Source organism: Pseudomonas sp. LAM2023, from assembly GCF_016620375.1.
Classification (GTDB): Bacteria; Pseudomonadota; Gammaproteobacteria; order Pseudomonadales; family Pseudomonadaceae; genus Aquipseudomonas; species Aquipseudomonas anuradhapurensis.
Genome location: NZ_JAENHV010000017.1, coordinates 345,618 through 372,018, shown reverse-complemented (window position 1 = coordinate 372,018; position 26,401 = coordinate 345,618). Strand labels below are relative to the sequence as shown.

Below are 26,401 nucleotides of genomic sequence, written 5' to 3'. Positions count from 1 at the left end.
GGGGCTGCGTTGCAGCCCTGCCGCGACACAAGGCTGCTTCTACAGGGGCCGGAATTCCGGGCAGGGGCGGCCTTGTGACCCGACCGGGCTGCAAGGCCGCCCCAGGACCTCAAGGCATCTGATCATCCAGCTTCTTGTGCTTCCAACCAACGTTGCCCGGCAGGATCAGGTTCAGGGCGATCGCCACGATGGCGCACAGGGCAATGCCTTTCAGGCCCCAGTCATCCGGGCCATCGCCGCTGCCGATGAGCACGCCGCCGATACCGAACACCAGAGTGACCGAGACGATCACCAGGTTGCGCGCTTCGGCCAGGTCGATCTTGTGACGGATCATGGTGTTCATGCCCACCGCTGCGATCGAGCCGAACAGCAGGCACAGGATGCCGCCCATCACCGGCACCGGGATGCTCTGCAGCAGCGCGCCGAACTTGCCGATGAAGGCCAGGGTGATGGCAAAGATCGCCGCCCAGGTCATGATCTTCGGGTTGTAGTTCTTGGTCAGCATCACCGCGCCGGTCACTTCGGCGTAGGTGGTGTTGGGCGGGCCACCGAACAGGCCGGCTGCGGTGGTGGCCAGGCCGTCGCCGAGCAGGGTGCGGTGCAGGCCGGGTTTCTTCAGGTAGTCACGGCCGGTCACGCTGCCGACGGCGATCACCCCGCCGATGTGCTCGATCGCCGGTGCCAGGGCAACCGGGACGATGAACAGGATGGCCTGCCAGTTGAACGCCGGCGCGGTGAAGTTGGGCAGTTCCAGCCACGGGGCGGCGGCGATTTTGGCCGTGTCGACCACGCCAAAGGCGAACGACAGGGCAAAGCCTACCAGCACGCCGGCAATGATCGGCACCAGGCGGAAGATGCCTTTGCCGAACACGGCGACGATCAGTGTGGTCAGCAGGGCGGGCATGGAGATCATCATCGCCGTCTTGTACGGCAGCAGCACGCTGCCGTCCCCGGCCTTGCCCATGGCCATGTTCGCCGCGATCGGTGCCATGGCCAGGCCGATGGAAATGATCACCGGGCCGATCACTACTGGCGGCAGCATGCGGTCGATGAAACCGGTGCCTTTGATTTTCACCATCAGGCCCATGAAGGTGTAGACGAAGCCTGCGGCCATCACCCCGCCCATGGTCTCGGCCAGGCCGAACTGGCCCTTGGCGAGGATGATCGGGGTGATGAAGGCAAAGCTCGAGGCCAGGAACACCGGTACCTGGCGGCCGGTGACCAGCTGGAACAGCAGGGTACCGATGCCGGCGGTGAACAACGCGACGTTCGGGTCGAGGCCGGTGATCAGTGGCATCAGCACCAGCGCGCCGAATGCCACGAAGAGCATCTGCGCGCCCGAAACGACCTGGCGCCAGAGCGGGTCGTTGAAGCCGTCCTGCATGGTCAGGCGTCCTTTTGCTTGGTGCCGAAGATCTTGTCACCGGCATCGCCCAGGCCAGGCACGATATAGCCGTGTTCGTTCAGGTGCTGGTCGATCGACGCGGTGTAGATCTGCACGTCCGGGTGGGCTTTTTCCACCGCTTCGATGCCTTCCGGCGCGGCCACCAGGACCATGGCACGGATTTCCTTGCAGCCGGCCTTCTTCAGCAGGTCGATGGTGGCGACCATCGAACCGCCGGTGGCCAGCATCGGGTCGATGATCAGGGCCAGGCGCTGGTTGATGTCCGGGGCGAGCTTTTCCAGGTAGGTGTGGGCTTCGAGGGTTTCTTCGTTGCGGGCAACGCCGACCGCGCTGACCTTGGCCCCGGGGATCAAGCTGAGCACACCGTCGAGCATGCCGATGCCGGCGCGCAGGATCGGCACCACGGTAATCTTCTTGCCAGCGATCTTTTCAACCTGCACCTTGCCGCACCAGCCGTCGATCTCGTAGGTTTCCAGCGGCAGGTCCTGGGTCGCTTCGTAGGTCAGGAGCGCGCCGACTTCCTGGGCGAGTTCGCGAAAATTCTTGGTGCTGATATCGGCACGGCGCATCAGGCCGAGCTTGTGGCGGATCAGCGGATGGCGGATCTCACGAGTGGGCATAGGGGGCTCCGAAAGGCGGGCAAAAAAACCGGGCTAGATTAATCTATTCAGCCTGTGCTGTCGTCTGGTCATTTTGGACGTTAGTCCATAAATGCTTGATCTGTGACGAGCGGATGCGTACCTTTGCCCGCTTTTCCAAAGTGCCACCCGGAGAGCGCCATGTCCGCCGATCTCGAGCATATCCGTCAAGTCATGCGTGAAGCTGACTGCCTGTACACCGAAGCCGAAGTCGAAGCGGCCATCGCCAAAGTCGGCGAGCAGATCTGCAAGGACCTGCACGACAAGAATCCGGTGGTGTTCTGCGTAATGAACGGCGGCCTGATCTTTTCCGGCAAATTGCTGACCCACCTGCAGTTCCCGCTGGAGGCCAGCTACCTGCACGCCACCCGCTACCGCAACCAGACCAGCGGCGGCGAGTTGTTCTGGAAGGCCAAGCCGGAAGTGTCGTTCATCGACCGTGACGTGCTGATCGTCGACGACATTCTCGATGAAGGCCATACCCTCAGCGCCATCATCGAGTTCTGCAAGCATGCCGGCGCGCGCTCGGTGCACACTGCAGTGCTGATCGACAAGGACCACGACCGCAAGGCCAGCCCGGACCTCAAGGCCGACTACGTGGGCCTGCCCTGCGTCGACCGCTACATCTTCGGCTACGGCATGGACTACAAAGGCTACTGGCGCAACGCCAACGGCATTTTCGCGGTCAAGGGGCTGTAACCATGCGCCAGCCTGCGTTCATCGACCAAGCGTTGTTCGCCGGGCTGGCCGCGCAGGCTGCCGCCAACCCGCGCGGGCGCCAGCACCATAATTTCCACGAGATGGAAGAACCCTGCCACCGCATGGCAGTCGGCCTGCAACCGGGTACCTACATCCCGCCGCACCGCCACCTCAGCGCCGACAAGGCGGAAACGCTGCTTGCCCTCAAGGGGCGCTTCGGCCTGCTGTTGTTCGATGAGCAGGGTGCGGTGACCGGCAAGCGGATATTGCAGGCTGGCGGCGACTGCCTGGGCGTGGACCTGGCGCCTGGCACCTACCACGGGTTGGTGGTACTGGAGCCGGACAGCATCCTGTTCGAGTGCAAGGCCGGGCCGTACCGGCCGGTGGGCGAGGGCGAGCACGCGCACTGGGCGCCGCGCGAAGGTGACGAGGGCGTTGCCGAGTACCAGGCCTGGATGCTTGCGCAGTTCGATTGATGCCAGGCCGGCGTACTCAGCTGTAGGAGCGGCCTTGTGTCGCGATGGGCCGCAAAGCGGCCCCGACCTTGTTGGTGCGAAGCTTCAATCGAGGAGCTGCGGCGCAGCCCGATCGCGACACAAGGCCGCTCCTACAAGAGGCTGTGCACGCCGTGCTAGAGTGCCCCTTCATACAAGGAGCCTCACATGCGTGCGATTCTTCCCCTGCTGCTGGCGGTCAGCCTGCCACTCGCCGCCGCACCGCTGCACAGCCAGTTCCTGCCACCTGACGACCTGTCCCTGCGCCAGGAAGCGCCGACCGGCCAGCAATTGCTGCAAGTGACCGATTATTCGGTGGTCGTCGGGGCCCAGCGCCAGTCCGACCAGCAGCCGATCCCGATCACTTCATCATTGCAGGTGCGCCTCAAGGGCAAGCCACTGAGCAAGGGCGCCACCATCACCCAGGTGCTGCTGACCTTCGATGGAGAAGCGGCCAAGAGCCTGAAAAAGCCTGTGTATGACGAGAAGACTCGCACCCTGAGCCTGAATTACCCGGTCAGCGACTATCGGGTGATCATGGACCTGCTGCGCAACGAGACGCTGTATGTGCAGTTCCTCACCTACGGTAACGGCCATATCTGGGCCGACCTGCACACCGGCACCGTACGTACGCGTTGAGGCGCGCGGCCTGCGGGGGGTACACTGCCGGCCTTCGAAATCCCGTGATGGTCCAGTTGGAGTCGGCAATGCGTAAAGACAAGAAACAGGTAATCGGCGACGAGATCAGCGACGACTACATCAAGACGTTCCTGCAATTCGAGCCTGCCGACGGGGTGACCTCGCCGTCGCTGCACAAACTGGTCAAGGCCTACCGCGGCCTGCGCGTCGACGATTTCGAGCGCTTTGTCGGCTTCTTCGTCGAAGCGGGCCTGGACCTGGATGGCAAGGACGAGCATGGCAAGACCTTCGTCGAGCAGATTGCCGACCAGCGCAATGCGGCAGAGTACCTCGAGATCATCGCCAACGCCCGTGGTTGATCGTTAGCCTGCACCGGCCTCTTCGCGGGCGCGCCCGCTGCCACAGGGATAGCACAGAGCCTGAGGGCGGCGCCGAACCTGTGGGAGCGGGCATGCCCGCGAAGAGGCCGGCACAGGTTGGTGAGTATCCAGGCACAAAAAAACGCCCCGAGGGGCGTTTTTTCGTTACCGGTTCAATCAGGCGTAATGCTTGGCCGCCGGGCTGCTTTCCACCAGGTCCAGCGCCACGTCGTTGTCGGCACTGATCTTGTGGTACAGGGCCGCGTCGGTCGCCAGGGTCTTCTCGCGAGCCGGGAAGATTTCCTTGAGCTTGGCAGCCCAGGCACCTTTGGCCTGCTCGGGGAAGCAGCGCTCGATCAGTTCCAGCATGATCGACACGGTCACCGAAGCACCCGGGGATGCGCCGAGCAGTGCGGCCAGGCTGCCGTCCTGGGCCGAGACCAGCTCGGTACCGAACTGCAGCACACCGCCTTTCTTCGGGTCTTTCTTGATGATCTGCACGCGCTGGCCAGCCACTTCCAGGCGCCAGTCTTCGGCCTTGGCCTGCGGGTAGAAGCGACGCAGGGCTTCCAGGCGCTGTTCCATCGACTGCATCACTTCACTGACCAGGTACTTGGTCAGGTCCATGTTGTCGCGGGCCACGGCCAGCATCGGGCCGATGTTGCCCATGCGCACCGACAGCGGCAGGTCCATCAGCGAACCGTGCTTGAGGAACTTGGTGGTGAAGCCGGCGTATGGCCCGAACAGCAGCGACTTCTTGCCGTCGACCACGCGGGTGTCCAGGTGCGGTACCGACATCGGCGGGGCGCCGACCGCAGCCTGGCTGTAGACCTTGGCCTGGTGCTGCTTGACGATTTCCGGGTTGTCGCAACGCAGCCACTGGCCGCTGACCGGGAAGCCACCGAAGCCTTTGCTTTCCGGAATGCCAGACAGCTGCAGCAGCGGCAGGGCCGCGCCACCGGCTCCGAGGAAGACGAAGCGGGCGTCCACTTCGCGGCTGCCGCCGCTGTTGACGTCCTTGATGCTCACGGTCCAGCCGCTGCCGTTACGGCGCAGGCCAACGACCTTCTTGCTGTACTTGACCTGTGCATGCTCGGCGTCGCCCAGCAGCTTGAGCAGCTTGTTGGTCAGTGCGCCGAAGTTGACGTCGGTGCCCTTGAGTACGCGGGTGGCGGCGATGCGCTGGTCGGCCGGGCGGCCTGGCATCATCAGCGGCATCCACTCCTTCATCAGCGCCTTGTCTTCGGTGTATTCCATCTCGGCGAAGGCGTGGTGCTGCTTGAGCAGCTCGAAGCGCTTCTTGAGGAAGGCAATACCCTTGTCACCCTCGACGTAGCTCAGGTGTGGGACAGGGTTGATGAAGGCACGCGCCGAGCCGAAGTTGCCCTTCTTGCTCAGGTAGGCCCAGAACTGGCGCGAGACCTCGAACTGGGTGTTGATGTGCACGGCCTTCTTGATGTCGATGCTGCCATCGGCGGCCTGCGGCGTGTAGTTAAGCTCGCACAGGCCGGCGTGGCCGGTACCTGCGTTGTTCCAGGGGTTGGAGCTTTCCGCGGCTCCGGAGTCCATCGCCTCGACGACCTCGAGTTTCAGGGTCGGGTCGAGCTCCTTGAGCAGTACGGCCAGGGTGGCACTCATGATGCCCGCGCCTACCAGTACCACATCAACCGATTCGTTCTGCGCCATTTAACGCGTCTCCACAATCTACAGCTACCTAATTGACAGCATAGGACCTGGGGTCGCCAGGATCGCCATGTCCGACTTATCGCAGTTCTTGCAACTTCCGCGGGCACCGCCAATCAGTCTTCGGGTTCGCTATTGAACGCCGTTTGCCACGGGTGCGGCAATTCGACTTATGGTCAAGGTGTCGTGCGTGCGTTATGGAACGGCTCAGATACTCATCCGCGATGAGCGCATTTGCCGCCTGTTCAGGGCTGTTCGGGACACATCTGCCGCTTTTGCACATGCCAGACTGTTCATTTGCTCGCCACACTCTTGTGAAGTTGTGAAAACCGTTTTTTCACGCTCTTTTGGAGACGTGAACCTCAAAAGGGGACTGCGCGATGGCAACCCGCAGGTTCATGCAGTGTGAAGGGCCGGAAAGCAGGCACGACAGCCGATGCAAGACCTGAGTGGAAGGCTCTCTGTGGGCGAAGCGGTGAAGTTGCCGGGGTCAAGCGGCGATGCGGGGCCCGATCAGGAGACGTCCTTATAATCGGGGGGAGATTATAGCGATGTCGCGCGCAGAAATGTCGCCATTCGTGGTTTTTATTGCAGCGTTTGTCAGGCCGTGAGGATGCGCTGGTGCCAGCGGCGGCTTGCGCGTGCGCAAACCCGGGCGCTGGCGGGCAGCTCGCGGCCCAGCCAGGCGAGCTGGATTTCCCCGACCCGGACCCAGCCGCTGCCGCTGGGGGCCTGGCTGCATTGCTTGAAGGCCAGGCATTTGCCGTCGGCGTCGAGGCGGGCATAGGCGTTGTGGCGCGGGCGTCGGAAGAGCAGGGTCCAGAGCGAGGCCATGGCAGCAGGTCCTGTGCGTTGGGGCTTGGCGCAAGGATAAGGGCGCGGCGATGAAACCATTGTGACAACCGGGCCAGGCCGATGACTGGTCGATGTGTCGCTGGGTATACTGTGGGCCTTCGCCGCATTTTCTGGAGTAACGCGCATGTTGCAACGTCTGTTGTTCGGTTTGATCACCGTGGCCAGCCTCAGCCTGGTTGGTTGTGCCCACAGCCCGCAACAACTCAACCCGCAACCCACGCTCAAGGCCCAGCTCGCCCCGGTCGGCCATGGCCAGCCGGTGGTGGTCCGGGTGGTTGACGGCCGGGCGTCGCAGTCCCTGGGCACTCGTGGTGGCATGTACCCCGAAACCAGCACCATCAGCGTCAGCGGTAACGACATCGTGCCCAAACTGCAGGCCCAGGCCGAAGCCGCCGTGCGTCTGCTCGGCTTCACCCCGACGCCCAACGCCTATAACGCGCCGCAGCTGACCGTGACCCTGGCCGAACTGAAGTACCAGTCGCCGAAAGACAACCTGTACGTCACCGAGGCGACCATCGGCGCTACCTTCCGTGCCGACGTCGCCAACGGCGGCCGTACCTACAGTGGCCGTTACGGCGCCTCGCTGGACCAGCGTTTCGGCATGGCGCCGAACCAGGAAACCAACAACCAGTTGGTGGGTGATGTGCTGAGCGATGCCCTGACCCGCCTGTTCAAGGACCCGAGCATCGGCCAGGTGCTGGGGCAGTAAGCCTTCAGCCGCACGAAGAAAACCCGCTGCCTGGTTTCAGGTAGCGGGTTTTTTGTTATCTGGACTTTTTGCCGGCGCGCCCGCGAACAGGCCGGCGCAGGGTTACGCAGCTTCTATCTGGAAATCCAGCACGCTGAGGCCGGTATGGGGATCGATATCCGGCAGGCTTTCATGCGCGTGCCCGCCCAATGCGCAATACACCAGCCACTGGCGGTCCTGCACGTTGATGGCAAAACCATCGATCAGCGCCTGCTGGTCATCGCTCTGGGCGACCAGATAGAGGCGGTCCTGGTTTTCGGCATGCAGCATGAACAAGCTCCGGGTCATGGAAAGGCCGACAGGGTGGCCTGTTCAGATGACGAGCTCATGACAGATGAAATTTAATGACACTTTGTCGCCCGGGCCGGGCGTGAGGGCTTGACTTGGGTAGAATGCGGGCCTTTGCCGTCGCTCACACCGAGGTTGCGTGATGTCCTTGCAAGTGCTCTGGGGGTTCCTGGCCGCCCATCCGACCAAGCTGATCAATCTGCTGGCGCTGTTGCTGACCTGCCCGGGCGGGTTGCTGCTGCACAGTGCACGGCGCCGCGAGGCGGAAACCCGCGAGATGCTGGCGCTGGAGGATGTGCTGGTCGACGCGTTCGACCTGCGGGTACCGCGATACTTCTACATTCTGGGTTTTTCGTGCCTGGCGATGGCGTTGCTGCTGTCCTGGCTCAGTACCTGGGTCTGATTTCGACACCGCCTTGCGCCCATCGCAGGCAAGCTCGGCCGCTGTGGCAGCTGGCTTGCCTGCGATGGGCTGCAAAGCAGCGCCGGCGTTCCTTCAGGCGACCGATGCCTGCTGCCTGACCTGATACTGGTTACGCACCGGCGTTGCATATTGCAGCACCAGATACGGCCGCTGCTCCTCAGGGCAGGCCTCCAGGCGGCGTAGCCATTCCTCCCTGGCCCGGGCCAGCTCATCAGCCGGGAATACCTTTTCCGCACTCGGCACCTGCAAGGACTCATCCTTGCCGTCCCACATCGCATACGCCAGGTAATGGACCGGGAACAGCCGGTAGCCACCGAGGATCTGACGGTCGATTTCGGCAGCCAGTTGCTTGGTGTCCTCGTAGTACTCGGTCACCGGTGGGGCGAAGTTGATATGTACCCGGCCTTTGTAGCCGGTAATGCCCTTGGCAATGCTGTTGTCGTCCTCGCCCGGCGCCTTCTTGTAGGTGCCGGTGGTAGCGCGGATGTACAGCTCGCGGGCCTTGGCCTGGTCGCATGGGTCGTATTCGTAGCTGATCGACACCGGCGTCAGGTTCAGGCTCTGGATCACCGCGCCGAACGGTTCGTCCTTGCGGCTCATGTGGAACATCTTGAGGATCGCCGAATCGGTGCGATCGTCACCATCCTTGGCGCGGCCTTCGGCCTGGGCGATCCAGATCGAGGTAACGTCGTTGCGGATCGAGTGGTTGATGTACGCCGAAAGCAGCTGGTAGGCGGCCAGCTTCTCGCGCCGCCCACTGATCGAGCGGTGCACGATGAAGCTCTTGTTCAGGCGCATCATGTCGCTGACAAAGGGTTTTTGCAGCAGGTTGTCACCGATGGCGATGCGCGGCGTGGGCAGGCCGGCGTGGTACACCGCATAGTTGACGAAGGCCGGGTCCATGACGATGTCACGGTGGTTGGCCAGGAACAGGTAGGCCGTGCCGGCCTTGAGCTGCTCGACGCCAGAATAGGTAACGCCGTCGGTGGCGCGATCGATCGTCTGGTCGACGTAGTACTCGACTTTGTCCTGCAAGGTCGAGACACAGGTAACGCCGGCGAATTCCTTGCGCAGGCGGCGGGCGATCAGCGGCTTGAGCAACCAGCCCAGGGCGCCGGCGGCACGCGGGAAGCGGAAGTGGGTGAGGATATCGAGGAATGCCGGGTCGCTGAGCAGGCGTGCCAGAACGGCAGGGACCTCAGCGTCGTCGTACGGTCGGATGGCATCGAATTCGCCCATCATGCTCTCTTGTTGGAAACGGCTAGGGTAATAAGGTAGGGACGGGCTCCGAAAAACGGCTCGGACGCACGCAGGCCCTGTAAACAGACCGGCAATTATACGCATAAGTCACTGCGGAGACCGCGATGCTGGAAACCGACTTCTACGATTGCCCTTATTGTGGCGAACGGGTGGAAACTACCGTCGATCTGTCTGCTGGCGACCAGGTCTATACCGAGGATTGCCAGGTGTGTTGCCAGCCTGTGGTGTGCATTCTGCAGGTGCATGGTGACGAATGGCTGCTCGAAGTCCGCCGTGAGGATGACACTTGATGCAGCGCATCTACGAACCGGAAAGCCTGCTCGAGGCGGAAATGCTGGCGGGTATGCTTGCCAGCGAAGGGGTCGTGGTGCACGTGGTTGGCCGTGACCTGGTCGGTGCTGCCGGCGAGCTGCCGCTGCAAGGCCTGCTGGGGCTGGCCGTGGCTGATGAGCAGGCCGAATACGCACGACAGCTGATCGATGCGTACAATGACGCCCAGCCACTGGTTGGCGACGAACCGGAGAGTTTCCCCGGTACCTTGATCTGTTAGGTTCTGAATTCGCCCATGTGTGGACGTTACGCGCTGTTTCGCTGGCCCCAGGCGCTGGCCTGCCTGCCGGGCTTTCCTGCCGGGCAACCGGCCCAATGGAACATCTCGCCCGGGGCTTCGGTGCTGATCCAGCGCCAGTTGGACGGCCAGTTGCAACTGGCCAAGGCGCGCTGGGGGCTGACCCCGGCCTGGCTCACCGACCTGTCCCGCACCCCCGCCCATGCCCGTGCCGAGACCTTGGCCGAACAGCCGATGTTTCGTGATGCGTTCCGCCAGCGGCGCTGCCTGATGCCGGCCAACGGTTTCTACGAATGGCGTGGCAATGTGCGCAAGCGCCCGTATTGGTTGACCCCAGGGGAGGGCGCATCGCTATACTTTGCCGCCGTTTGGGAGGCTTACCCCGTGCAAGACCAGGTGTGGCTGAGCTGTGCAGTGGTGACCCAGGCGGCAATGAACCAGCGCCGGCCGCTGATCCTGGACGAAGCAGGGCAGGCGGCCTGGCTTGACCCGGACACGCCGCTGACGCGCCTGCACGAGCTGCTGGCCAGCCCGTCGGCACAGTTGCGTGAACGGGCGTTGGCCAACTTTGTCAATGACCCGAAGCTGGACGCCCCGGAGTGCCTGACCCCGGCCTGATGGCCGGTGTGCACCCGAGGTTGTCTGGCTTCAGTGTGAAATCTTATCTACGGCTATGGCGGCCCACGGGCCAGTCAGCCTAGGATACGGCGCATGTAGTAAAGGGAGTGTTTTCATGCGTAAGTCTTTTGTCGTCAGCCTGTTGAGTGCTGGCATCCTGCTAGCTGGCTGCCAGGCGGTGAATACCACCAGCGGCGGTGCTGTCGGCGTCGAACGCCAGCAATACATGTTCAGCATGCTGTCGGCCGATGAGGTCAACCAGATGTACGCCCAGTCGTACCAGCAGACCCTCGGCGAGGCGTCCAGCAAAGGCGTGCTCGACAAGTCCAGCAGCGATGCCAAGCGCGTGCAGGCCATCGCCGACCGCCTGATCGCCCAGGCCCCCAAGTTCCGCCCGGATGCCGCGCAGTGGGACTGGCAGGTCAACGTGATCAAGAGCGACGAGCTCAACGCCAACTGCGGCCCGGGTGGCAAGATCATCGTCTATACCGGGCTGATCGACCAGCTCAAGCTCACCGATGCGGAAATCGCCGCGGTGGTCGGCCACGAGATCGCCCACGCCTTGCGTGAGCACAGCCGCGAGGCGATGTCCAAGGCGTATGGCGTGGAAATGGCCCGCCAGGGTGCCGGTGCCATCTTCGGCCTGGGCCAGAGCAGCATGGCCCTGGCCGACACGGTGGTGAACTATGCCATGACCCTGCCCAACAGCCGGGCCAACGAGAACGAGGCCGACCTGATTGGCCTGGAACTCTCGGCACGTGCCGGTTACGACCCGAATGCCGCGATCACCCTGTGGAACAAGATGACCAAGGCTTCCGAAGGTGCGCCGCCCGAGTTCATGAGCACCCACCCGGCGTCATCGAGCCGTATCGCTTCGTTGCAGGCGGCGATTCCGAAGGTGATGCCGCTGTATCAGGCGGCCAAGAAGTAATTGCTGGTCATGGGGCCGCTTCGCGGCCCTGTCGCGACACAAGGCCGCTCGTACAGCAGGCGCGTACTGCTTGTAGGCGCGGCCTTGTGTCGCGATGGGCTGCGCAGCAGCCGCGCCTTGCGGGTTACCCGACCCAGCCACTGGCCTTCATCGCCGAGTAGACGGCCACGATCGCCAGCACGAAGAACGCTGTCGCTGCCAGGCGACGAATCAGCGTCAGCGGCAGTTTGTCTGCTGCGAAGTTACCTGCCAGGACCACCGGTACGTTGGCAATCAGCATGCCCAGGGTGGTGCCGATGATGACCATGATCAGGTGCGGATACTGAGCCGCCAGCATCACCGTGGCGACCTGGGTCTTGTCCCCGATTTCCGCCAGGAAGAACGCGATCAGCGTCGTCAGGAACGGCCCGAAGCGGCGCGCCGGGCTCTCGTCGTCATCCATCTTATCCGGCACCAGGGTCCACAGCGCCGTGGCGGTGAAGCTCGCGGCCAGCACCCAGTGCAGCGCCGCAGCGCTGAAGAAACTGCCGACCCATGCCCCCACGGCACCGGCTGCGGCATGGTTGGCCAGGGTCGCCGCGATGATGCCGGCGATGATCGGCCATGGCTTGCGGAAGCGGGCCGCGAGAATGAGCGCGAGCAGTTGCGTCTTGTCGCCAATTTCGGCGAGCGCAACGATTGCGGTGGGGACCAACAGAGATTCCAGCATCAGGATTCCTACGGGGGCGGGTCGACACGGCTATGACACGTACAGCCTCCCCGCCCCGGGTAAGGTGTGCGTGTCATAGGTCTTGTCAAACCCTGGATCCGTCTATGCGGATCTCGCCATGCAGCCTGCATGGTGGGTCGCACGCGCCATGGCCTGTGGGCCAAGTATGTTGACGCGTACCGGGCGAGCTGGGCGCTCGCGGGAGACTACTCCCCTAGGACGGTGCGGATTCTGCCTAGGCAAAACGCTTTCGGCAAGCGCTGTTTTTATCCGTGTGTTGCCTGGTAGATGCGGAAGCCATCGGCTTCGTCGCGCACCCGGCAGTTGCCCAGCGCGCCTTCGATCAGCGGCTGGTAGCGCAGGAAGCTGTTGGCCACCAGGCGCATTTCGCCACCTTTTCGCAGATGAATTGCCGATTTTTTCAGCAAGTTTTCCGATGCCTGGTAGTTGGTGTGGACCCCGGTGTGGAATGGCGGGTTGCTCAGGATCAGGCTCAGTTCGGTAGGGGCCGCGTCGATGCCGTCGCCGCTGATCACTTCGCCTTCCAGGCCGTTGGCCGCCAAGGTCAGGCGGCTGGCGGCCACGGCGAAGGCATCCACGTCGAGCAGGGTCACGCGGCTTTGCGGATAACGGCGTTTCACCGTGGCGCCGAGCACCCCGGCGCCGCAGCCGAAGTCCAGCACATGCCCGCTTGGCAGGTTATCGAGGTGCTTGAGCAGCAGGGCTGTACCGCGATCGAGGCGACCATGGCTGAACACCCCGGGCAGGCTGACCACGTGCAACGGGCCGTCTTCCAGGGCGAGTTCAAAGCGTTCGGCCAGGCTTTCCAGGGGTTTGGCTTCTGGTGCCTGGTCGATGCTCACTTGCCACAGCTGGCAATGGCGGGCGCTGTCGAGTTTGCGTGGTTTGCCGAACGCCTGCAGCTGCCTGGCTGCGCCTTCGATGCCGCCACGTTTCTCGCCGACCAGGTACAGCTCGCGGCCGCCCAGGCGCGCGGCCAGGGCATTGAGCAGGTAGGTTGCCAATTCGCGGGACTTGGGCAGGAACAGCACGGCACTGTCGAACGCCACCTGTGGCGGCTCGACCCCGTAGTGGCTGCGGCCGGCGTAACGGCTTTCGAGGATGCCCTGATCGCCGGCATGCCAGGTCCAGGCCTGGGCCTGGGGCAACTGGCCGAGCAGGCCGTCGGCGGGGGCGCCGGCGAGCAGCAGCGGCCCCTGGAACAGCTCTGCCTGGCGGAGCAACACTTCACTGCGCGGGTCCATGGACGACGCCTCCTGAAAAAGTGGCGCAGTGTAGCAGAGCCGGGCGCCGCGCTCAGCTGACCACGCGGCGCGGCTGCCCGGCGAAGAAGGCCTGGGCGTTCTCGCTCAGCTGGCCGACGATGCGCTGGCGCGACTCCACTGCGCCCCAGGCACTGTGCGGGGTGATGATCAGGCGCGGAATACCGGGTTCAAGCAACGGATTGCCGTTGACCGGCGGCTCCACGCTCAGCACGTCGGTGGCGACGCCGCCGAGGTGGCCGCTGCGCAGGGCGTCGGCCAGCGCCTGCTCGTCGATCAGGCCACCGCGAGCGGTGTTGACCACCAGTGCATTGGGCTTGAGCATCGCCAGTTCGCGGGCGCCGAGCATGTGCCGGGTGTGCTCGTTCAGCGGGCAGTGCAGGCTCAGGGCGTCGACCTGTGGCAGCAGCTCGTCCAGCGGCAGCCGGTCGGGGCGTTCCGGGCGGCCGGGGATCTGCCCGCTCAGTACGCGCATGCCAAAGGCTTCAACCAGCCGCGCCACCGCGCCACCCAGCTCGCCGTGGCCGAGCAGGCCGAGGGTCTTGCCTTCCAGTTCGACGATAGGGAAATCCAGCAGGCAGAACTGGCTGGCCTCGGCCCAGCGGCCGTCGGCCACTGCCTGGTTGTAGTCGCACAGGCGGGTGGCCAGGGCCAGCAGCAGGGCGAGGGTGTGCTGGGCCACAGACGGGGTGCCGTAGCCCTGGCAGTTGCAGACGGTGATGCCCTGGGCACGGGCCGCCGCCAGGTCGACATTGTTGGTGCCGGTGGCGGCAATCAGGATCAGCTTCAGCTGCGGATTGGCGACTAGCGCCGCGGCGTCGAGCACGACCTTGTTGCTGATTACCGCCACTGCGCCCTGCAGGCGTTCGGCGACCTGGTCCGGGCGGGTTGCGGCGTAGAGCTCGAATTCGTCGAACTGTTGCTTCAGGGGCGAGAGGTCGAGATCGCCCAGGTCCAGGGACTGGTGATCGAGAAACACGGCACGACGCGGGCTGGGCATGGGGCTCTCCGGTGCAGGGCAGGGGTATCGGTGTTCTGGCCCGCGAAAGGGCCTGCAGATCCAGCACAAATCCTGAAGCTGTCAGCGCAGTGTCTAGCCCGCGGTTACCGCCCGTCAACGCCCGTCACTCATACCTTTGGCGCACAAATCATTCCTTCGGCTGATTTGGCCGTCACATTGGCGGACTACAGTAGTTGCCAGAGTTGTCCGGCCCGCCTTTTCCAGAAAGGGATACCCATGTTGCAGACCCGCATCATCAAGCCCGCCGAGGGCGCCTACGCCTACCCGCTGCTGATCAAACGCCTGCTGATGTCTGGCAGCCGCTATGAAAAGACCCGTGAAATCGTCTACCGCGACCAGTTGCGGCTGACCTATCCACAGCTCAACGAGCGCATTGCGCGCCTGGCCAACGTGCTGACCGAGGCGGGCGTGAAGGCGGGTGACACCGTGGCCGTGATGGACTGGGACAGCCACCGCTACCTGGAATGCATGTTCGCCATCCCGATGATCGGTGCGGTGGTGCACACCATCAACGTGCGCCTGTCGCCCGAGCAGATCCTCTACACCATGAACCACGCCGAAGACCGCGTGGTGCTGGTCAACAGCGACTTCGTCGGCCTGTACCAGGCCATTGCCGGGCAATTGACCACTGTCGACAAGACCCTGCTGCTGACCGATGGCCCGGGCAAGACCGCCGAGCTGCCCGGGCTGGTCGGCGAATACGAGCAACTGCTGGCCGCTGCCAGCCCGCACTACGCCTTCCCGGATTTCGACGAAGATTCGGTGGCCACCACCTTCTACACCACCGGCACCACCGGTAACCCCAAGGGTGTGTACTTCACTCACCGGCAACTGGTGCTGCATACCCTGGCCGAAGCTTCGGTGACCGGCAGCATCGACAGCGTGCGGTTGATGGGCAGCGACGACGTGTACATGCCGATCACCCCGATGTTCCACGTGCACGCCTGGGGCATCCCCTACGTTGCCACCATGCTCGGCATGAAGCAGGTGTACCCGGGGCGCTACGAGCCGGAGATGCTGGTCAAGCTGTGGCGCGAGGAAAAGGTCACGTTCTCCCATTGCGTGCCGACCATCCTGCAGATGCTGCTCAACTGCCCGACCGCCCAAGGGCAGAGTTTTGGCGGCTGGAAGATCATCATTGGCGGCAGCGCGCTCAACCGTTCGCTGTACCAGGCCGCCCTGGCGCGTGGCATCCAGCTGACTGCGGCGTATGGCATGTCGGAAACCTGCCCGCTGATTTCCGCCGCCCACCTGAACGACGAGCTGCAGGCCGGCAGCGACGATGAGCGCGTCACCTACCGCATCAAGGCCGGCGTGCCGGTACCGTTGGTGGAAGCGGCGATCGTCGACGGTGACGGCAACTTCCTGCCTGCCGACGGCGAAACCCAGGGCGAGCTGGTGTTGCGTGCACCTTGGCTGACCCTGGGCTATTTCAAGGAGCCGGAGAAGAGCGAGGAGCTGTGGCAGGGGGGCTGGCTGCACACCGGTGATGTCGCCACCCTGGACGGCATGGGCTACATCGACATCCGCGACCGCATCAAGGATGTGATCAAGACCGGTGGCGAGTGGATTTCCTCGCTTGATCTGGAGGACCTGGTCAGCCGTCACCCGGCGGTGCGCGAAGTGGCCGTGGTGGGGGTGGCCGACCCGCAATGGGGCGAGCGCCCGTTTGCCCTGCTGGTGGTGCGCGAAGGCCAGGCCATCGACGCCAAGGCACTCAAGGAGCACCTCAAGCCCTTTGTCGAGCAAGGGCATATCAACAAATGGGCGATTCCAAGCCAGATCGCCATTGTTACTGAAATTCCCAAGACCAGCGTCGGCAAGCTCGACAAGAAACGCATCCGCCAGGACATCGTCCAGTGGCAGGCCAGCAACAGCGCCTTCCTTTCCACCCTGTAACCGCCCTGCGGGTCGCCTTGCACAGCATGCGACCCGCATTCTAGAGCGCTCCAACCTTGCCAAACGGCGAAAATACGCCATCCTTTAGCACCGCCAGCGCGCCACCGACAGCACACGGCAGCGCGTTGGCAGCACGGAGCGCAAATCACACTTTAGAGGGATCAAGCGCCTGTGCCTTGCTGGCTATAGTCGGGGCCAGGGGATTTTCAGGAATGGGGGTGGCGACATGCGCAAGCCATGTCGTCGCGGGCGCAAGCCTGCAAACCGGTCGCTCGGGCCGTTCTTGAAAGGACTCACTGCCATAACAAAAAAAGTACATGGAGTAGCGTCGATGAAATCTGCAAACCCGTTCTGGCGCCGGGCCAAGTTGCCCTTGGCCGTCAGCCTTGCTTCCACGCTCGCAAGTCCTGCTTTCGCTGTCAGTTTCAACATTGGTGAAATCGAAGGCCAGTTCGACTCGTCGCTCTCCATCGGCGCCAGCTGGTCGACGGCCAACCCCAACAAGAACCTGATCGGGGTGAACAACGGCGGCAAGGGCCTGTCGCAGACATCGGACGATGGCCACCTGAACTTCAAGAAGGGCGAAACCTTCTCCAAGATCTTCAAGGGCATCCATGACCTGGAGCTCAAGTACGGCGACACTGGCGTATTCGTGCGGGGCAAGTACTGGTACGACTTCGAACTGAAAGACGAAGGCCGCGAATCCAAGGACATCAGCGACTCCAACCGCAAGGAGGGGGCCAAGTCGTCCGGTGCCGAGCTGCTCGATGCCTTCGTCTACCACAACTATTCCATCGGCGATCAGCCAGGCTCGGTACGCCTGGGCAAGCAGGTGGTGAGCTGGGGTGAAAGTACCTTCATCGGTGGCGGCATCAACTCGATCAACCCGATCGACGTGTCGGCGTTCCGCCGCCCGGGGGCCGAGATCAAGGAAGGCCTGATTCCGGTCAACATGTTCTACGTCTCGCAGAGCCTGACCGACAACCTGTCGGCCGAGGCCTTCTACCAGATCGAGTGGGACCAGACGGTCGTCGACAACTGCGGCACCTTCTTCTCCCAGCCGGACATCATTGCCGACGGCTGTACCGACAACCTGCGCGTGCTCAACAGCAGCCGCACGGTGCCGGGCGCGGCGCAGCAGTTCCTGGCCAGCCGGGGCGTGAACATCAACGAAGAGGGGGTGATGGTACGCCGTGGCGCTGATCGTGATGCGCGCGACAGCGGCCAGTTCGGCGTAGCGATGCGTTACATGTTCGAGCCGCTGGATACTGAATTCGGCGCTTATTTCATGAACTACCACAGCCGTGCGCCAATCTTCAGCGCCACAGGCGCACCGCCTTCCGTGTTTGGCGGGTTGAGCGCCCTGCCTGCACAACTGCGTGCGCTGGCACCGCTGATCGTGGCTGGCAATTCCGAGTACTTCGTCGAGTATCCCGAAGATATTCGCCTTTATGGCTTGAGCTTCTCCACCACCTTGCCCACCGGGACCGCCTGGAGCGGCGAACTCAGCTATCGCCCCAACGCACCCGTGCAGCTCAATACCACGGATATCCTGTTCGCCGGGGTGCGTCCGATTGGCGGCGCGTTGAGCAATGCATCGTTGCTGAGCGGTACGCCAGGGCAGGACCTGCACGGCTACCGCCGCAAGGAAATCACGCAGTTCCAGACCACCCTGACGCACTTCTTCGACCAGGTGATGGGCGCCAGCCGCATGACGGTGGTCGGTGAGGTGGGTGTCACTCATGTCGGCGGCCTGGAGAGCGCACACGATACCCGTTACGGTCGTGACCCTGTATTCGGCCCCGGCCCGTTGCCATCCACGGGCGGTGCCAATACTTGCCAGGCGCTCAATGCCAGCACCATCGCGGGCGCAGGCGCTGGGGCCTCTACCGCCAACCTGTCGCGCAACTGCGAGAACGATGGCTTTACCACCAGTACTTCCTGGGGTTACCGCGCTCGGGTCATCTGGGACTACAACGACGTTTTCGCCGGGGTCAACCTGAAACCCAGCGTGGCCTGGTCGCATGACGTCTCCGGCTACTCGCCAGGCCCGGGCGCCAACTTCGAGGAAGGCCGCAAGGCGGTCAGCCTGGGACTCGACGCCGAGTACCAGAACACCTACACGGCAAGCCTGTCGTACACCAACTTCTTCGATGGCAAGTACACCACCGTGGATGACCGTGACTTCGTCGCGCTCAGCTTCGGCGTGAACTTCTAAGCACACAGATCCAGGACGACACGACATGAACAAGACCAGAAGTCTGCTGCAGGCCGGTGTACTGGGCCTGTCCCTGCTGGCCACCAGCGTCATGGCTGCGGTATCCGCCGACGAGGCAGCCAAGCTGGGCAGTACCCTGACCCCGATGGGGGCCGAAAAGGCCGGTAACGCCGATGGCTCGATCGGCCCATGGGAGCCGCTGGCGAAGAGCGCCGGCAGCGCCGACGGCAAGGGCTTCCTGTCCGACCCGTACGGCAGTGAAAAACCGCTGTTCACCATCACCGCGCAGAATGCCGAGCAGTACAAGGACAAGCTGTCGCCGGGCCAGCTGGCCATGCTCAAGCGCTACCCGGACACCTTCAAGCTTCCGGTATACAAGACCCATCGCGGTGCCACGGTACCGGCCGATGTGTTCGCCGCCATCAAGGAAAACGCCACCAAGACCACCCTGGTCGAAGGCGGCAACGGCCTGAGCAACTTCCGCACCGCCGTACCGTTCCCAGTCCCGAAAAGCGGCCTGGAAGTGATCTGGAACCATATCACCCGCTACCGCGGCGGCAGCGTCAGCCGCCTGGTGACCCAGGCCACGCCGCAGCAGAACGGGTCTTTCAACCCTGTGTACTTTTCCGACCAGTTCGTCTTCCGCGACAAGATGAAGGACTACGACCCGAACAACCCGGGCAACATCCTGTTCTACTTCAAGCAGGAAGTGACCGCGCCTGCGCGCCTGGCCGGTACCGTGCTGCTGGTACACGAAACCCTCGACCAGGTGAAGGAACCGCGCAAGGCGTGGATCTACAACGCTGGCCAGCGCCGCGTGCGCCAGGCACCGCAAGTGTCGTATGACGGCCCGGGTACCGCCGCCGACGGCCTGCGCACCTCGGACAACCTGGACATGTTCAACGGCGCCCCGGACCGCTATGACTGGAAGCTCGAAGGCAAGAAGGAGCTGTATATCGCTTCCAATGCCTTCAAGCTCGACGATCCCAAGCTCAAGTACACCGACATCATCAAGGCCGGCCACATCAACCAGGACCTGGCCCGTTACGAGCTGCGCCGTGTGTGGCACGTGGTCGCCACCTTGAAGCCGGGCCAGCGGCACATCTACGCCAAGCGTGACTTCTACATCGACGAAGACACCTGGCAGGCAGCGGTGATCGACCAGTATGACGGCCGTGGCCAGCTGTGGCGGGTGTCCGAGGCCCATGCCCAGCCGTACTACAACGTGGAAGTACCGTGGTACACCCTGGAGGCGATCTACGACCTGCAGTCAGGCCGTTACCTGGCCCTGGGCATGAAGAACGAAGAGAAGCGCGCCTACGACTTCGGCTTCAGTGCCAGCAAGGCGGATTTCCAGCCTGCGGCACTGCGCCAGTCGGGCATTCGCTAGGTTGTGCAGCCCCAGAACGCCCCGGCTTGCCGGGGCGTTTCCATTTGCCTGTTCCGCGCGCTTCGCGGGTAAGCCCGCTGCTACCGGGATAGCGCAGTTCAGGTGGCAGCGGGTTTACCCGCGAAGCGCCCGGAACAGCCGATAAACCTGCTGAATATCTCTCCAAACCCCCGCTCCAGCTCCTGTCCATCAGCCTTGTTGCTTTTTGTCGTAGTCTTTTCCGGCCCGGTGGCGCCCATCATCTTCAAATACGCAGCGTTACCCGCTAGTCTCGCAGGCATCCATATCGCCGTAGTCTTCCAACCAGAACGAGCCGGCCATGACAGATCTGTCCCGTACGCATGGATTCACCAGCCAGGCCCTGGGCCTGCTGGACGGGCGTTTCTTCCGGCCGCCCTTGCCGGACGGCCATGTCCCGCGCCTGCGCCTGTGCCAGCGGCTGCAGGCCGGCCTCGGCGGGCGGCTGCTGCTGGTCAACGCCCCCGCAGGGTTCGGCAAAAGCTCGCTGGCCATCGAATTTTGCGAAGCGCTACCCGAACACTGGCGCAGCCTGTGGCTGGGCCTGAGCCAGCGCGATGCCGACCCTGGCCGCTTCCTCGAGCGCCTGCTCGAAGGCCTGCAGCAGTATTGCCCGGCGCTGGGCGGCCAGGCCATGGGCCTGCTGAAAATGCGCCAGCGCCACCAGCCGTTCGCCTTCGAGGAATGGCTCGATGGCCTGCTCGACGAGCTGGCGCAGTACCTGCAAACCGATACGCCGCTGTTGCTGGTGCTGGATGACTATCACCTGGCCCAAGGGCCGGTACTCGACCGTTGCCTGCAGTTCTTTCTCAATCACCTGCCGCCCGGCCTGGTGCTGCTGGTCACCAGCCGCCAGCGCCCGGACTGGCACCTGGCGCGCCTGCGCCTGTCGCGGCAGCTGGTCGAACTCAATGAGCAGGACCTGCGGCTGACCGCCGAAGAGTCACTGGCGGTGATCGGCCGCCAACCCACCGGCCTGCGTGGCCAGGCGCTGGACAACCTGATCCAGCGCAGCGACGGCTGGGTGGCCGGGTTGCGCTTCTGGCAGCTGGCGGCCAGCGAGTCCGCTGACGAGCAGGCCTTGCCCCAGGCTTTGCATGGCGGCGAAGGCTTGATCCGCGATTACCTGCTGGAAGAAGTCATCGACAGGCTACCGGCCGACGTGCAGGCCTTCCTCTACGACACCGCCTGCCAGGAACGCTTCTGCGCCCCGTTGTGCGATGCCGTGCGTGGTCGCCACGACAGTGCCGCGATCCTGCGCTTCCTGCAGGCGCACCAGGTGTTCCTGGTACCGCTGGACGAGCATGGCCACTGGTTTCGCTACCACCACCTGTTCTCCGACCTGTTGCGCAGCCGCCAGGCCAGCCAGCCGCTGGCAGCGCTGCAGTTGCGCGCCTGCCGCTGGTTCGAAAGCCAGGGCCTGCTGGACGAGGCGGTGGAACAAGCCCTGCGTGCCGGCCACCTGGATGTCGCCGCCAACCTGGTGCAGAGCTTGTCCGAGGAACAATTGCTGGCCGAACAGAACGTCGGCATGTTGCTGCGCTGGAAGATGGACCTGCCCGACAGCCTGCTGATCAGCACGCCGCGGCTGATCGTGCTGTACAGCTGGGCGTTGGGCCTGGCCTGCCAACTGGACGCGGCCGAGGAGCTGGCAGGCTACCTCAGCCGCTTCCTGCCGGCGCCTTCGGCGACCGCGCAAAAGTCCATGCTGGCGCAGTGGCTGGCGCTCAGCGGTGTGATCGCCCGGGGCCGTGGCGACCGCGAACGCACCCTGGCCTATTGCAGTGAAGCCCTGCAAAGCCTGCCGAACAAGCGTTATGGCCAGCGCCTGGTGTGCCTGTCGACATTGTCCAACCTGGCGATTGCCGATGGCGACTTCTGGCGCGCGCGGGGCTGGAACCGCGAGGCCCTGGAGCTGGCGCAGCGGGTCGGCAACCCGTTGTTCGAGGCCCTGGCCCATTACGACCGCGCACGCGTCCTGCACGCGCGTGGCGAGGTGCTGCGGGCACTGGACGAAGTGCGCCAGGGGCTGCAACGCCTGCAAGGGCTGTCGGCGCAGCGCCTGTATGCCGTGCGCGCGCGCCTGACCTTGTACGAAGGCTACCTGCTGGTCTCGCGCCTGCAACCGGCCCAGGGCCGTGCCCGCTTGCGTGCGGGGCTGGGCGAGGCACGGGCGTGCCGTGACATCAGCGTGCTCATCGGCCACTGCGTGATTGCCACCCTGGATGGCCGCGAAGGGCATTTTGCCGAGGCCTTTGCCGAACTGGCCGAGGCCGAGCGGCTGATGCACATCTGGGACGTCCCGCCGGTCTACTACCTGGCCATGATCACCCTGGTCAAATGCGAGTTGTGGCTGGCCCAGGGGCGCATGGACCTGGCCGAATCCTGGCTGCTGCGCCTGGGCCAGACCTATGGCGGCGAACACCCGGCGGCGGCGCCGGAATTCCACCCGTTGCTGCCGCTGCACATTGCCTTGCAACAGGCGCTGCTGGAGCGCACCCAGTCGCGTGGCGACGCTGCGGAGCAACGCCTGGCCGGCCTGGTGGAGCGCGGCCAGGCCAATGGCGGCATGCTGCTGGCCGTCAACGCCCTGTGCCAGTGGCTTGCCTTGTTGTTGGGCGAAGGCCGGGAAGGGCAGGCCGCCCAGTTGCTGCCCAGGCTGCTGGAAGCTGCCCGTGGCGGCGTGCTGCAACCGTTTCAGCCGTTGCTGGAGCAGCACCCGCAGTGGCTTCACGAGCACTTGCAGGCAAGCGCCGCTTGCCCGGTGCAGGCCGAGCTGCTCAAGCGCCTGCCGCAGATGCCCTGCAGCGGCAGCGGCGAAGCGCTGAGCGGCCGTGAGCTGGCGGTGCTGGAGCTGATTGCCCAAGGCTGTTCCAACCAGCAGATCAGCGAGCGGCTGTTCATTTCCCTGCACACGGTAAAAACCCACGCCAGCCATATCAACAGCAAGCTGGGGGTAGAGCGGCGTACCCAGGCGGTGGCCAAGGCCAAAACCCTGGGGCTGCTGGCCTGAAGCTGGCTGCGCAGGGCATTGCCCGCTAGCGTCATGACCGAGGCCAGGGCTGATGGCCGCCAACGCGCTGCCCTCATCTTTCCCGAGCCGCTGCCGATACAGCTAGCGGTGGCATCGCTTCGCGCGATTTTTCAATTATTCCAAGGCAGGCCGTGTTGATGCTGCAGTACGGGCAAAAGAGCTTTCTGATCGTCGACGACTTTACCGACTTTCGCACGTCGACCCGGTCCATGCTGCGCGAGCTGGGTGTGCGTGACGTGGACACCGCCGACAGCGGCGAGCAGGCGCTGCGCATGTGCGCGCAGAAGCGTTATGACGTGATCCTGCAGGACTTCCACCTGGGCGACGGCAAGAAGAATGGCCAGCAGGTGCTCGAAGACCTGATCCTCGACAAGCACATCAGCCATGAGTGCATATTCATCATGGTCACGGCCGAGAGCAGCCAGGCCATTGTCCTCAGCGCCATCGAGCACGAGCCCGATGCCTACCTGACCAAGCCGTTCAACCGGGTTGGCCTGGCCCAGCGCGTCGAGAAGCTGTACCAGCGCAAGAACCTGCTGAAGCCGATCCTGCAGGCCCTGGACCGCGATCGCCCGGCCGAAGTGCTGGCTGCCTGCGCCGAGCTGTGCAAGCGCGACCCGCGCCTGGCGCCGCTGTGCCTGCGCTATCGGGCCGATGCCCTGCGCAATCTCAATCGCTTCGAGGAACTGGAGAAATTCCTCAAGGCCATCCTCGCCAGCCGCCCGCAGCCGTGGGTGTACGCGGCCCTGGGCAGCCTGATGCACAAGCGTGGCCAGAATGCCCAGGCCCAGGGGGTGTACGAGCAGGCGCTCAAGGCCTTCCCGATCATGCCAAGCCTGTACGATGGCATGGCCGAGGTGCTGGTGGCCCAGGGCGAAACCAGGCGTGCGCAGAGCATGCTCGAAGAAGCCGTGCGGCTGTCACCGTTGTCGGTGCGCCGGCAGTCGACGCTGGGCAAGCTGGCATTGGAAAACGACGACTTCGAGAGCGCCTCGAAGGCGTTTCGCCATGCGGTGAACCAGGGCCAGAGCTCGCGCTACAAGGACCCCGAGAACAACCTTGGCCTGGTGCAGTCGCTGATGAACAAGAATTCCGGTTTTGGCCTGGATGCACGCACCCGGGTCGAGATCAACGCCACGCTCAGCGAGGTGGCCAAGGACAACCCCGAGGACCAGGGGTTGCAGGTGCGCGCGCGCATGATGAAGGCCGCCAGCCTGCAGCAGGCCGGCGACCCGGAAACCGCGGCCAAACTGACCGAGCAGGCTATCCAGCGCCTGGACAAGATGAACCAGTTCTTCTCGGTCGATTCGGCCCTGACCGTCGCCGCACAGTTGCAGGCCATGGGCCAGGAAGCCGCCGCCGCCGGTGTGCTGAAGGGCTGTGTGGAAAGCTACGGTGATGACCCCAAGGTCATGGAAAAGGTGGGCAAGCTGACCAGCGACCCGGGCGTGCTCAATGCCATTACCGAAGCCGTCAGCCTCAATCGCCAAGGCGTGCGCAGTTACCAGGAGGGGCAGCTTGGCGAGGCGTTGCAGCTGTTCCGCAAGGCGTTGGGCTTGCAGCCGAAAAACATCAGTATCGCCCTGAACACCGCCCAGGCGCTGCTGCGCATCGGCGGTGAGAACCCCCAGCCAGCGATCATGCAGGAATGCCGCGACGCCCTGACCAGCGTGGCCGGCATCCCCGCCAGCGACAACCGTTACGACCGTTACCGCAAATTGCACATTCGGGTGTTCGGCGCATGAATCAAGACAATCAAGGGCTGGATTTTTCCACGGTGATCGCCTCCACCGTGCATGACCTGAAGAATTCCCTGTCGGCGCTGATCCAGGCCCACAACCAGTGGATGGAGCGTTTGCCCGAAGAACTGCGCGGTGGTACCGAGCAGGGGGTGATGGAACATGAGTTTCGCCACCTCAACGGCATGCTGGTGCAGCTGTTGGGGTTGTACAAACTGGGCGTCAACCAGCTGCCGGTATGCCCGGACTACCACGAGCTGGACGACTTCATCGAAGCCCAATTGGCCGCCCACGAGGAAGTGCTCAGGCACAAGGACATCCTCGCCACCTGGCGCGTCGACACCGACAACCCACTGGGCTTCTTCGACCGCGAGCTGGTGGCCTCGGTGGTCGCCAACGTCATCACCAACGCCACTCGCTTTGCCGCGCATGCCTTGCTGATCACCATCGAGGAAGCCGACAACCAGCTGGCCATCTGCGTCAACGATGACGGGCCAGGTTATCCACAGCGCATGCTCGAACGCCAGGAAGAATTCATCCAGGGCATCGATTCGACCAGCGGCAGTACCGGCCTTGGCCTTTACTTTGCCGCACGCATCGCGGCGTTACATGAAAGCGGCGGGGTGCGCGGGCGCATCGAGATCGCCAATGGCGGGGCGCTCGGCGGGGGGCTGTTCAAGCTGTTCTTGCCTTGAAACTGGCAGGGTTTGCATTTCGGACGGGCACGCATGCAAACTCTTCCGATCAACCAGCTGCCGTATTCCCCCATGCATAGTCCATCGCCAGCGCTTATTCGCGAAACCTTCCCCGTAGGCCCCTTGCAATGCAATTGCACCCTGATTGGCGACCCGCTGAGCAAGAAGGCCATCGTCGTCGACCCGGGCGGTGACCCGGAGAAGATCCTGGCCCGCCTGCAGGCCCATGGCCTGACGCTGGTGAGCATCATCCATACCCACGCGCACTTCGATCACTTCCTGGCCTCTGGCAAGCTCAAGGCGCTGACCGGTGCCACCCTGCACCTGCACAAGGACGACCAGGCGTTGTGGGACAACCTGGAGATGCAGTGCCAGATGTTCGGCGTGCCATATACCCCGGTACCTGCGCCAGACCGCTGGCTGAATGACGACGAAGAGCTGGCCTGCGGCTGCGGCGTGGCCCTGCATACCCCAGGCCACACGCCGGGCTCGATGAGTTTCTGGTTTGCCGATGCCAAGCTGCTGATCGCCGGCGACACCCTGTTCCGTCGCGGTATTGGCCGCACCGATTTGTGGGGCGGCGACCAGCGGGCTATCGTGCGTTCGATCCGGGAGCGGCTTTACCGGCTGGATGAAGAGGCCATCGTGGTGACCGGCCATGGGCCTGATACCCGGCTGGGTGACGAGATGCGCGAAAACCCCTTCGTGCGGGCCTGATGGCACATGAAGGCACTTTCACGGAATTTTTCGTTGCCTGCGCAATCCAAGGCTGGCATAGATCCGTTT

26 protein-coding genes and 1 riboswitch are annotated in these 26,401 nt (G+C 63.8%); of the genes, 17 read left to right on the top strand and 9 right to left on the bottom strand.

All coding sequences use genetic code 11. The features are described 5' to 3' along the window. Positions 1-109: 109 nt before the first annotated feature. Together JKP78_RS11700 and upp are read right to left on the bottom strand one after the other, a co-directional pair. Complete coding sequence (locus tag JKP78_RS11700) at positions 110-1,384, bottom strand: uracil-xanthine permease family protein (protein ID WP_200626699.1); 1,275 nt, start codon at positions 1,382-1,384, stop codon at positions 110-112. A gap of 2 nt (positions 1,385-1,386) precedes the next feature. Beyond that, complete coding sequence (upp, locus tag JKP78_RS11695) at positions 1,387-2,025, bottom strand: uracil phosphoribosyltransferase (RefSeq protein ID WP_186686379.1); 639 nt, start codon at positions 2,023-2,025, stop codon at positions 1,387-1,389. A 159-nt stretch (positions 2,026-2,184) separates the two neighbouring features. Between upp and JKP78_RS11690 the strand changes: the two genes are divergently transcribed. From JKP78_RS11690 to JKP78_RS11675, 4 genes are all read left to right on the top strand, one after another. After that, a complete protein-coding gene (locus JKP78_RS11690) occupies positions 2,185-2,742 on the top strand; it encodes a hypoxanthine-guanine phosphoribosyltransferase (RefSeq protein WP_170028265.1) in 558 nt (185 codons plus the stop codon). 2 nt (positions 2,743-2,744) lie between these two features. Beyond that, the gene (locus JKP78_RS11685) at positions 2,745-3,218 is read left to right on the top strand and encodes a WbuC family cupin fold metalloprotein (protein WP_170028266.1); all 474 of its coding nucleotides are present in this window, start codon (positions 2,745-2,747) and stop codon (positions 3,216-3,218) included. Positions 3,219-3,404: 186 nt separating this feature from the next. After that, a complete protein-coding gene (locus JKP78_RS11680; RefSeq protein ID WP_200626698.1) occupies positions 3,405-3,875 on the top strand; it encodes a hypothetical protein in 471 nt (156 codons plus the stop codon). A gap of 68 nt (positions 3,876-3,943) precedes the next feature. Further along, complete coding sequence (locus JKP78_RS11675) at positions 3,944-4,234, top strand: PA4642 family protein (protein WP_186686377.1); 291 nt, start codon at positions 3,944-3,946, stop codon at positions 4,232-4,234. A gap of 177 nt (positions 4,235-4,411) precedes the next feature. Here JKP78_RS11675 and mqo read toward each other — a convergent pair whose 3' ends face one another. Both mqo and JKP78_RS11665 read right to left on the bottom strand, forming a co-directional pair. After that, positions 4,412-5,920, bottom strand: coding sequence for a malate dehydrogenase (quinone) (gene mqo, locus JKP78_RS11670; protein ID WP_186686374.1), 1,509 nt, complete (start codon positions 5,918-5,920; stop codon positions 4,412-4,414). Between the two features lie 597 nt (positions 5,921-6,517). Then, positions 6,518-6,751, bottom strand: coding sequence for a hypothetical protein (locus JKP78_RS11665; RefSeq protein WP_170028270.1), 234 nt, complete (start codon positions 6,749-6,751; stop codon positions 6,518-6,520). A gap of 145 nt (positions 6,752-6,896) precedes the next feature. Between JKP78_RS11665 and JKP78_RS11660 the strand changes: the two genes are divergently transcribed. Beyond that, the gene (locus tag JKP78_RS11660; RefSeq protein WP_186686372.1) at positions 6,897-7,481 is read left to right on the top strand and encodes a YajG family lipoprotein; all 585 of its coding nucleotides are present in this window, start codon (positions 6,897-6,899) and stop codon (positions 7,479-7,481) included. A gap of 102 nt (positions 7,482-7,583) precedes the next feature. Here JKP78_RS11660 and JKP78_RS11655 read toward each other — a convergent pair whose 3' ends face one another. Continuing rightward, complete coding sequence (locus JKP78_RS11655) at positions 7,584-7,790, bottom strand: hypothetical protein (protein WP_170028272.1); 207 nt, start codon at positions 7,788-7,790, stop codon at positions 7,584-7,586. Between the two features lie 160 nt (positions 7,791-7,950). Between JKP78_RS11655 and JKP78_RS11650 the strand changes: the two genes are divergently transcribed. After that, positions 7,951-8,211 carry a hypothetical protein gene (locus JKP78_RS11650; RefSeq protein WP_186673704.1) on the top strand — a complete coding sequence of 87 codons (261 nt, stop codon included), beginning with the start codon at positions 7,951-7,953 and terminating at the stop codon, positions 8,209-8,211. A gap of 93 nt (positions 8,212-8,304) precedes the next feature. On the opposite strand, the gene JKP78_RS11645 is transcribed toward JKP78_RS11650, so the two are convergent. Next, positions 8,305-9,474: a 1-acyl-sn-glycerol-3-phosphate acyltransferase gene (locus tag JKP78_RS11645; RefSeq protein WP_200626697.1), complete on the bottom strand. Its 1,170-nt coding sequence runs from the start codon at positions 9,472-9,474 to the stop codon at positions 8,305-8,307. Between the two features lie 122 nt (positions 9,475-9,596). Here JKP78_RS11645 and JKP78_RS11640 point away from each other — a divergent pair, with 122 nt between their 5' ends. The 4 genes from JKP78_RS11640 to JKP78_RS11625 all read left to right on the top strand — a co-directional run bounded on the left by JKP78_RS11640 (position 9,597) and on the right by JKP78_RS11625 (position 11,609). Next, the gene (locus tag JKP78_RS11640; RefSeq protein WP_170028275.1) at positions 9,597-9,782 is read left to right on the top strand and encodes a CPXCG motif-containing cysteine-rich protein; all 186 of its coding nucleotides are present in this window, start codon (positions 9,597-9,599) and stop codon (positions 9,780-9,782) included. After that, positions 9,782-10,042, top strand: coding sequence for a putative signal transducing protein (locus tag JKP78_RS11635; RefSeq protein ID WP_170028276.1), 261 nt, complete (start codon positions 9,782-9,784; stop codon positions 10,040-10,042). The genes JKP78_RS11640 and JKP78_RS11635 overlap by 1 nt, the downstream gene beginning before the upstream one ends. 15 nt (positions 10,043-10,057) lie before the next feature. Beyond that, entirely contained in the window at positions 10,058-10,678 is a 621-nt protein-coding gene (locus JKP78_RS11630; protein ID WP_200626696.1) for an SOS response-associated peptidase, read from the top strand. 115 nt (positions 10,679-10,793) lie between these two features. Beyond that, positions 10,794-11,609 carry a M48 family metallopeptidase gene (locus JKP78_RS11625; RefSeq protein WP_170028278.1) on the top strand — a complete coding sequence of 272 codons (816 nt, stop codon included), beginning with the start codon at positions 10,794-10,796 and terminating at the stop codon, positions 11,607-11,609. Positions 11,610-11,733: 124 nt separating this feature from the next. Here JKP78_RS11625 and JKP78_RS11620 read toward each other — a convergent pair whose 3' ends face one another. The 3 genes from JKP78_RS11620 to JKP78_RS11610 all read right to left on the bottom strand — a co-directional run bounded on the left by JKP78_RS11620 (position 11,734) and on the right by JKP78_RS11610 (position 14,601). Then, a complete protein-coding gene (locus JKP78_RS11620; RefSeq protein WP_170034036.1) occupies positions 11,734-12,315 on the bottom strand; it encodes a TMEM165/GDT1 family protein in 582 nt (193 codons plus the stop codon). A 90-nt stretch (positions 12,316-12,405) separates the two neighbouring features. Continuing rightward, a riboswitch (yybP-ykoY riboswitch) is annotated at positions 12,406-12,545 on the bottom strand. A 39-nt stretch (positions 12,546-12,584) separates the two neighbouring features. Beyond that, positions 12,585-13,583 (bottom strand): class I SAM-dependent methyltransferase, encoded by a 999-nt coding sequence (locus JKP78_RS11615; RefSeq protein ID WP_200626695.1) that lies wholly within the window; start codon positions 13,581-13,583, stop codon positions 12,585-12,587. Positions 13,584-13,635: 52 nt separating this feature from the next. Further along, complete coding sequence (locus tag JKP78_RS11610) at positions 13,636-14,601, bottom strand: 2-hydroxyacid dehydrogenase (RefSeq protein WP_200626694.1); 966 nt, start codon at positions 14,599-14,601, stop codon at positions 13,636-13,638. Positions 14,602-14,838: 237 nt separating this feature from the next. On the opposite strand from JKP78_RS11610, the gene JKP78_RS11605 reads away from it, so the two are divergent. The 7 genes from JKP78_RS11605 to JKP78_RS11575 all read left to right on the top strand — a co-directional run bounded on the left by JKP78_RS11605 (position 14,839) and on the right by JKP78_RS11575 (position 26,332). Continuing rightward, positions 14,839-16,521 (top strand): fatty acid--CoA ligase, encoded by a 1,683-nt coding sequence (locus JKP78_RS11605; protein WP_200626693.1) that lies wholly within the window; start codon positions 14,839-14,841, stop codon positions 16,519-16,521. 331 nt (positions 16,522-16,852) lie between these two features. Next, positions 16,853-18,739, top strand: a complete 1,887-nt coding sequence (locus JKP78_RS11600) for a DUF1302 domain-containing protein (RefSeq protein WP_200626692.1) — start codon at positions 16,853-16,855, stop codon at positions 18,737-18,739. A gap of 25 nt (positions 18,740-18,764) precedes the next feature. Further along, on the top strand, positions 18,765-20,129 hold the full coding sequence (locus JKP78_RS11595) for a DUF1329 domain-containing protein (protein WP_200626691.1): 1,365 nt from the start codon (positions 18,765-18,767) through the stop codon (positions 20,127-20,129). Positions 20,130-20,448: 319 nt separating this feature from the next. Further along, positions 20,449-23,160, top strand: coding sequence for a LuxR C-terminal-related transcriptional regulator (locus tag JKP78_RS11590; protein ID WP_200626690.1), 2,712 nt, complete (start codon positions 20,449-20,451; stop codon positions 23,158-23,160). A 158-nt stretch (positions 23,161-23,318) separates the two neighbouring features. Further along, positions 23,319-24,926 (top strand): response regulator, encoded by a 1,608-nt coding sequence (locus tag JKP78_RS11585; protein WP_170028285.1) that lies wholly within the window; start codon positions 23,319-23,321, stop codon positions 24,924-24,926. Continuing rightward, positions 24,923-25,615, top strand: a complete 693-nt coding sequence (locus tag JKP78_RS11580; RefSeq protein ID WP_170028286.1) for a sensor histidine kinase — start codon at positions 24,923-24,925, stop codon at positions 25,613-25,615. Before JKP78_RS11585 ends, JKP78_RS11580 begins: the two co-directional genes overlap by 4 nt. A 72-nt stretch (positions 25,616-25,687) precedes the next feature. Next, positions 25,688-26,332, top strand: coding sequence for an MBL fold metallo-hydrolase (locus tag JKP78_RS11575; RefSeq protein ID WP_186686434.1), 645 nt, complete (start codon positions 25,688-25,690; stop codon positions 26,330-26,332). Positions 26,333-26,401 lie beyond the last annotated feature (69 nt).

What these genes read in the sequence shown, in the direction of transcription:
- JKP78_RS11625 (WP_170028278.1), top strand. Translation starts at nt 10,794, where the DNA reads ATGCGTAAGTCTTTTGTCGTCAGCCTGTTGAGTGCTGGCATCCTGCTA.
- JKP78_RS11640 (WP_170028275.1), top strand. Translation starts at nt 9,597, where the DNA reads ATGCTGGAAACCGACTTCTACGATTGCCCTTATTGTGGCGAACGGGTG.
- JKP78_RS11685 (WP_170028266.1), top strand. Translation starts at nt 2,745, where the DNA reads ATGCGCCAGCCTGCGTTCATCGACCAAGCGTTGTTCGCCGGGCTGGCC.
- upp (WP_186686379.1), bottom strand. Translation starts at nt 2,025, where the DNA reads ATGCCCACTCGTGAGATCCGCCATCCGCTGATCCGCCACAAGCTCGGC.
- JKP78_RS11680 (WP_200626698.1), top strand. Translation starts at nt 3,405, where the DNA reads ATGCGTGCGATTCTTCCCCTGCTGCTGGCGGTCAGCCTGCCACTCGCC.
- JKP78_RS11610 (WP_200626694.1), bottom strand. Translation starts at nt 14,601, where the DNA reads ATGCCCAGCCCGCGTCGTGCCGTGTTTCTCGATCACCAGTCCCTGGAC.
- JKP78_RS11575 (WP_186686434.1), top strand. Translation starts at nt 25,688, where the DNA reads ATGCATAGTCCATCGCCAGCGCTTATTCGCGAAACCTTCCCCGTAGGC.
- JKP78_RS11700 (WP_200626699.1), bottom strand. Translation starts at nt 1,384, where the DNA reads ATGCAGGACGGCTTCAACGACCCGCTCTGGCGCCAGGTCGTTTCGGGC.
- mqo (WP_186686374.1), bottom strand. Translation starts at nt 5,920, where the DNA reads ATGGCGCAGAACGAATCGGTTGATGTGGTACTGGTAGGCGCGGGCATC.
- JKP78_RS11675 (WP_186686377.1), top strand. Translation starts at nt 3,944, where the DNA reads ATGCGTAAAGACAAGAAACAGGTAATCGGCGACGAGATCAGCGACGAC.
- JKP78_RS11595 (WP_200626691.1), top strand. Translation starts at nt 18,765, where the DNA reads ATGAACAAGACCAGAAGTCTGCTGCAGGCCGGTGTACTGGGCCTGTCC.
- JKP78_RS11630 (WP_200626696.1), top strand. Translation starts at nt 10,058, where the DNA reads ATGTGTGGACGTTACGCGCTGTTTCGCTGGCCCCAGGCGCTGGCCTGC.
- JKP78_RS11585 (WP_170028285.1), top strand. Translation starts at nt 23,319, where the DNA reads ATGCTGCAGTACGGGCAAAAGAGCTTTCTGATCGTCGACGACTTTACC.
- JKP78_RS11605 (WP_200626693.1), top strand. Translation starts at nt 14,839, where the DNA reads ATGTTGCAGACCCGCATCATCAAGCCCGCCGAGGGCGCCTACGCCTAC.
- JKP78_RS11645 (WP_200626697.1), bottom strand. Translation starts at nt 9,474, where the DNA reads ATGATGGGCGAATTCGATGCCATCCGACCGTACGACGACGCTGAGGTC.
- JKP78_RS11590 (WP_200626690.1), top strand. Translation starts at nt 20,449, where the DNA reads ATGACAGATCTGTCCCGTACGCATGGATTCACCAGCCAGGCCCTGGGC.
- JKP78_RS11665 (WP_170028270.1), bottom strand. Translation starts at nt 6,751, where the DNA reads ATGGCCTCGCTCTGGACCCTGCTCTTCCGACGCCCGCGCCACAACGCC.
- JKP78_RS11660 (WP_186686372.1), top strand. Translation starts at nt 6,897, where the DNA reads ATGTTGCAACGTCTGTTGTTCGGTTTGATCACCGTGGCCAGCCTCAGC.
- JKP78_RS11615 (WP_200626695.1), bottom strand. Translation starts at nt 13,583, where the DNA reads ATGGACCCGCGCAGTGAAGTGTTGCTCCGCCAGGCAGAGCTGTTCCAG.
- JKP78_RS11690 (WP_170028265.1), top strand. Translation starts at nt 2,185, where the DNA reads ATGTCCGCCGATCTCGAGCATATCCGTCAAGTCATGCGTGAAGCTGAC.
- JKP78_RS11655 (WP_170028272.1), bottom strand. Translation starts at nt 7,790, where the DNA reads ATGCTGCATGCCGAAAACCAGGACCGCCTCTATCTGGTCGCCCAGAGC.
- JKP78_RS11650 (WP_186673704.1), top strand. Translation starts at nt 7,951, where the DNA reads ATGTCCTTGCAAGTGCTCTGGGGGTTCCTGGCCGCCCATCCGACCAAG.
- JKP78_RS11580 (WP_170028286.1), top strand. Translation starts at nt 24,923, where the DNA reads ATGAATCAAGACAATCAAGGGCTGGATTTTTCCACGGTGATCGCCTCC.
- JKP78_RS11600 (WP_200626692.1), top strand. Translation starts at nt 16,853, where the DNA reads ATGAAATCTGCAAACCCGTTCTGGCGCCGGGCCAAGTTGCCCTTGGCC.
- JKP78_RS11635 (WP_170028276.1), top strand. Translation starts at nt 9,782, where the DNA reads ATGCAGCGCATCTACGAACCGGAAAGCCTGCTCGAGGCGGAAATGCTG.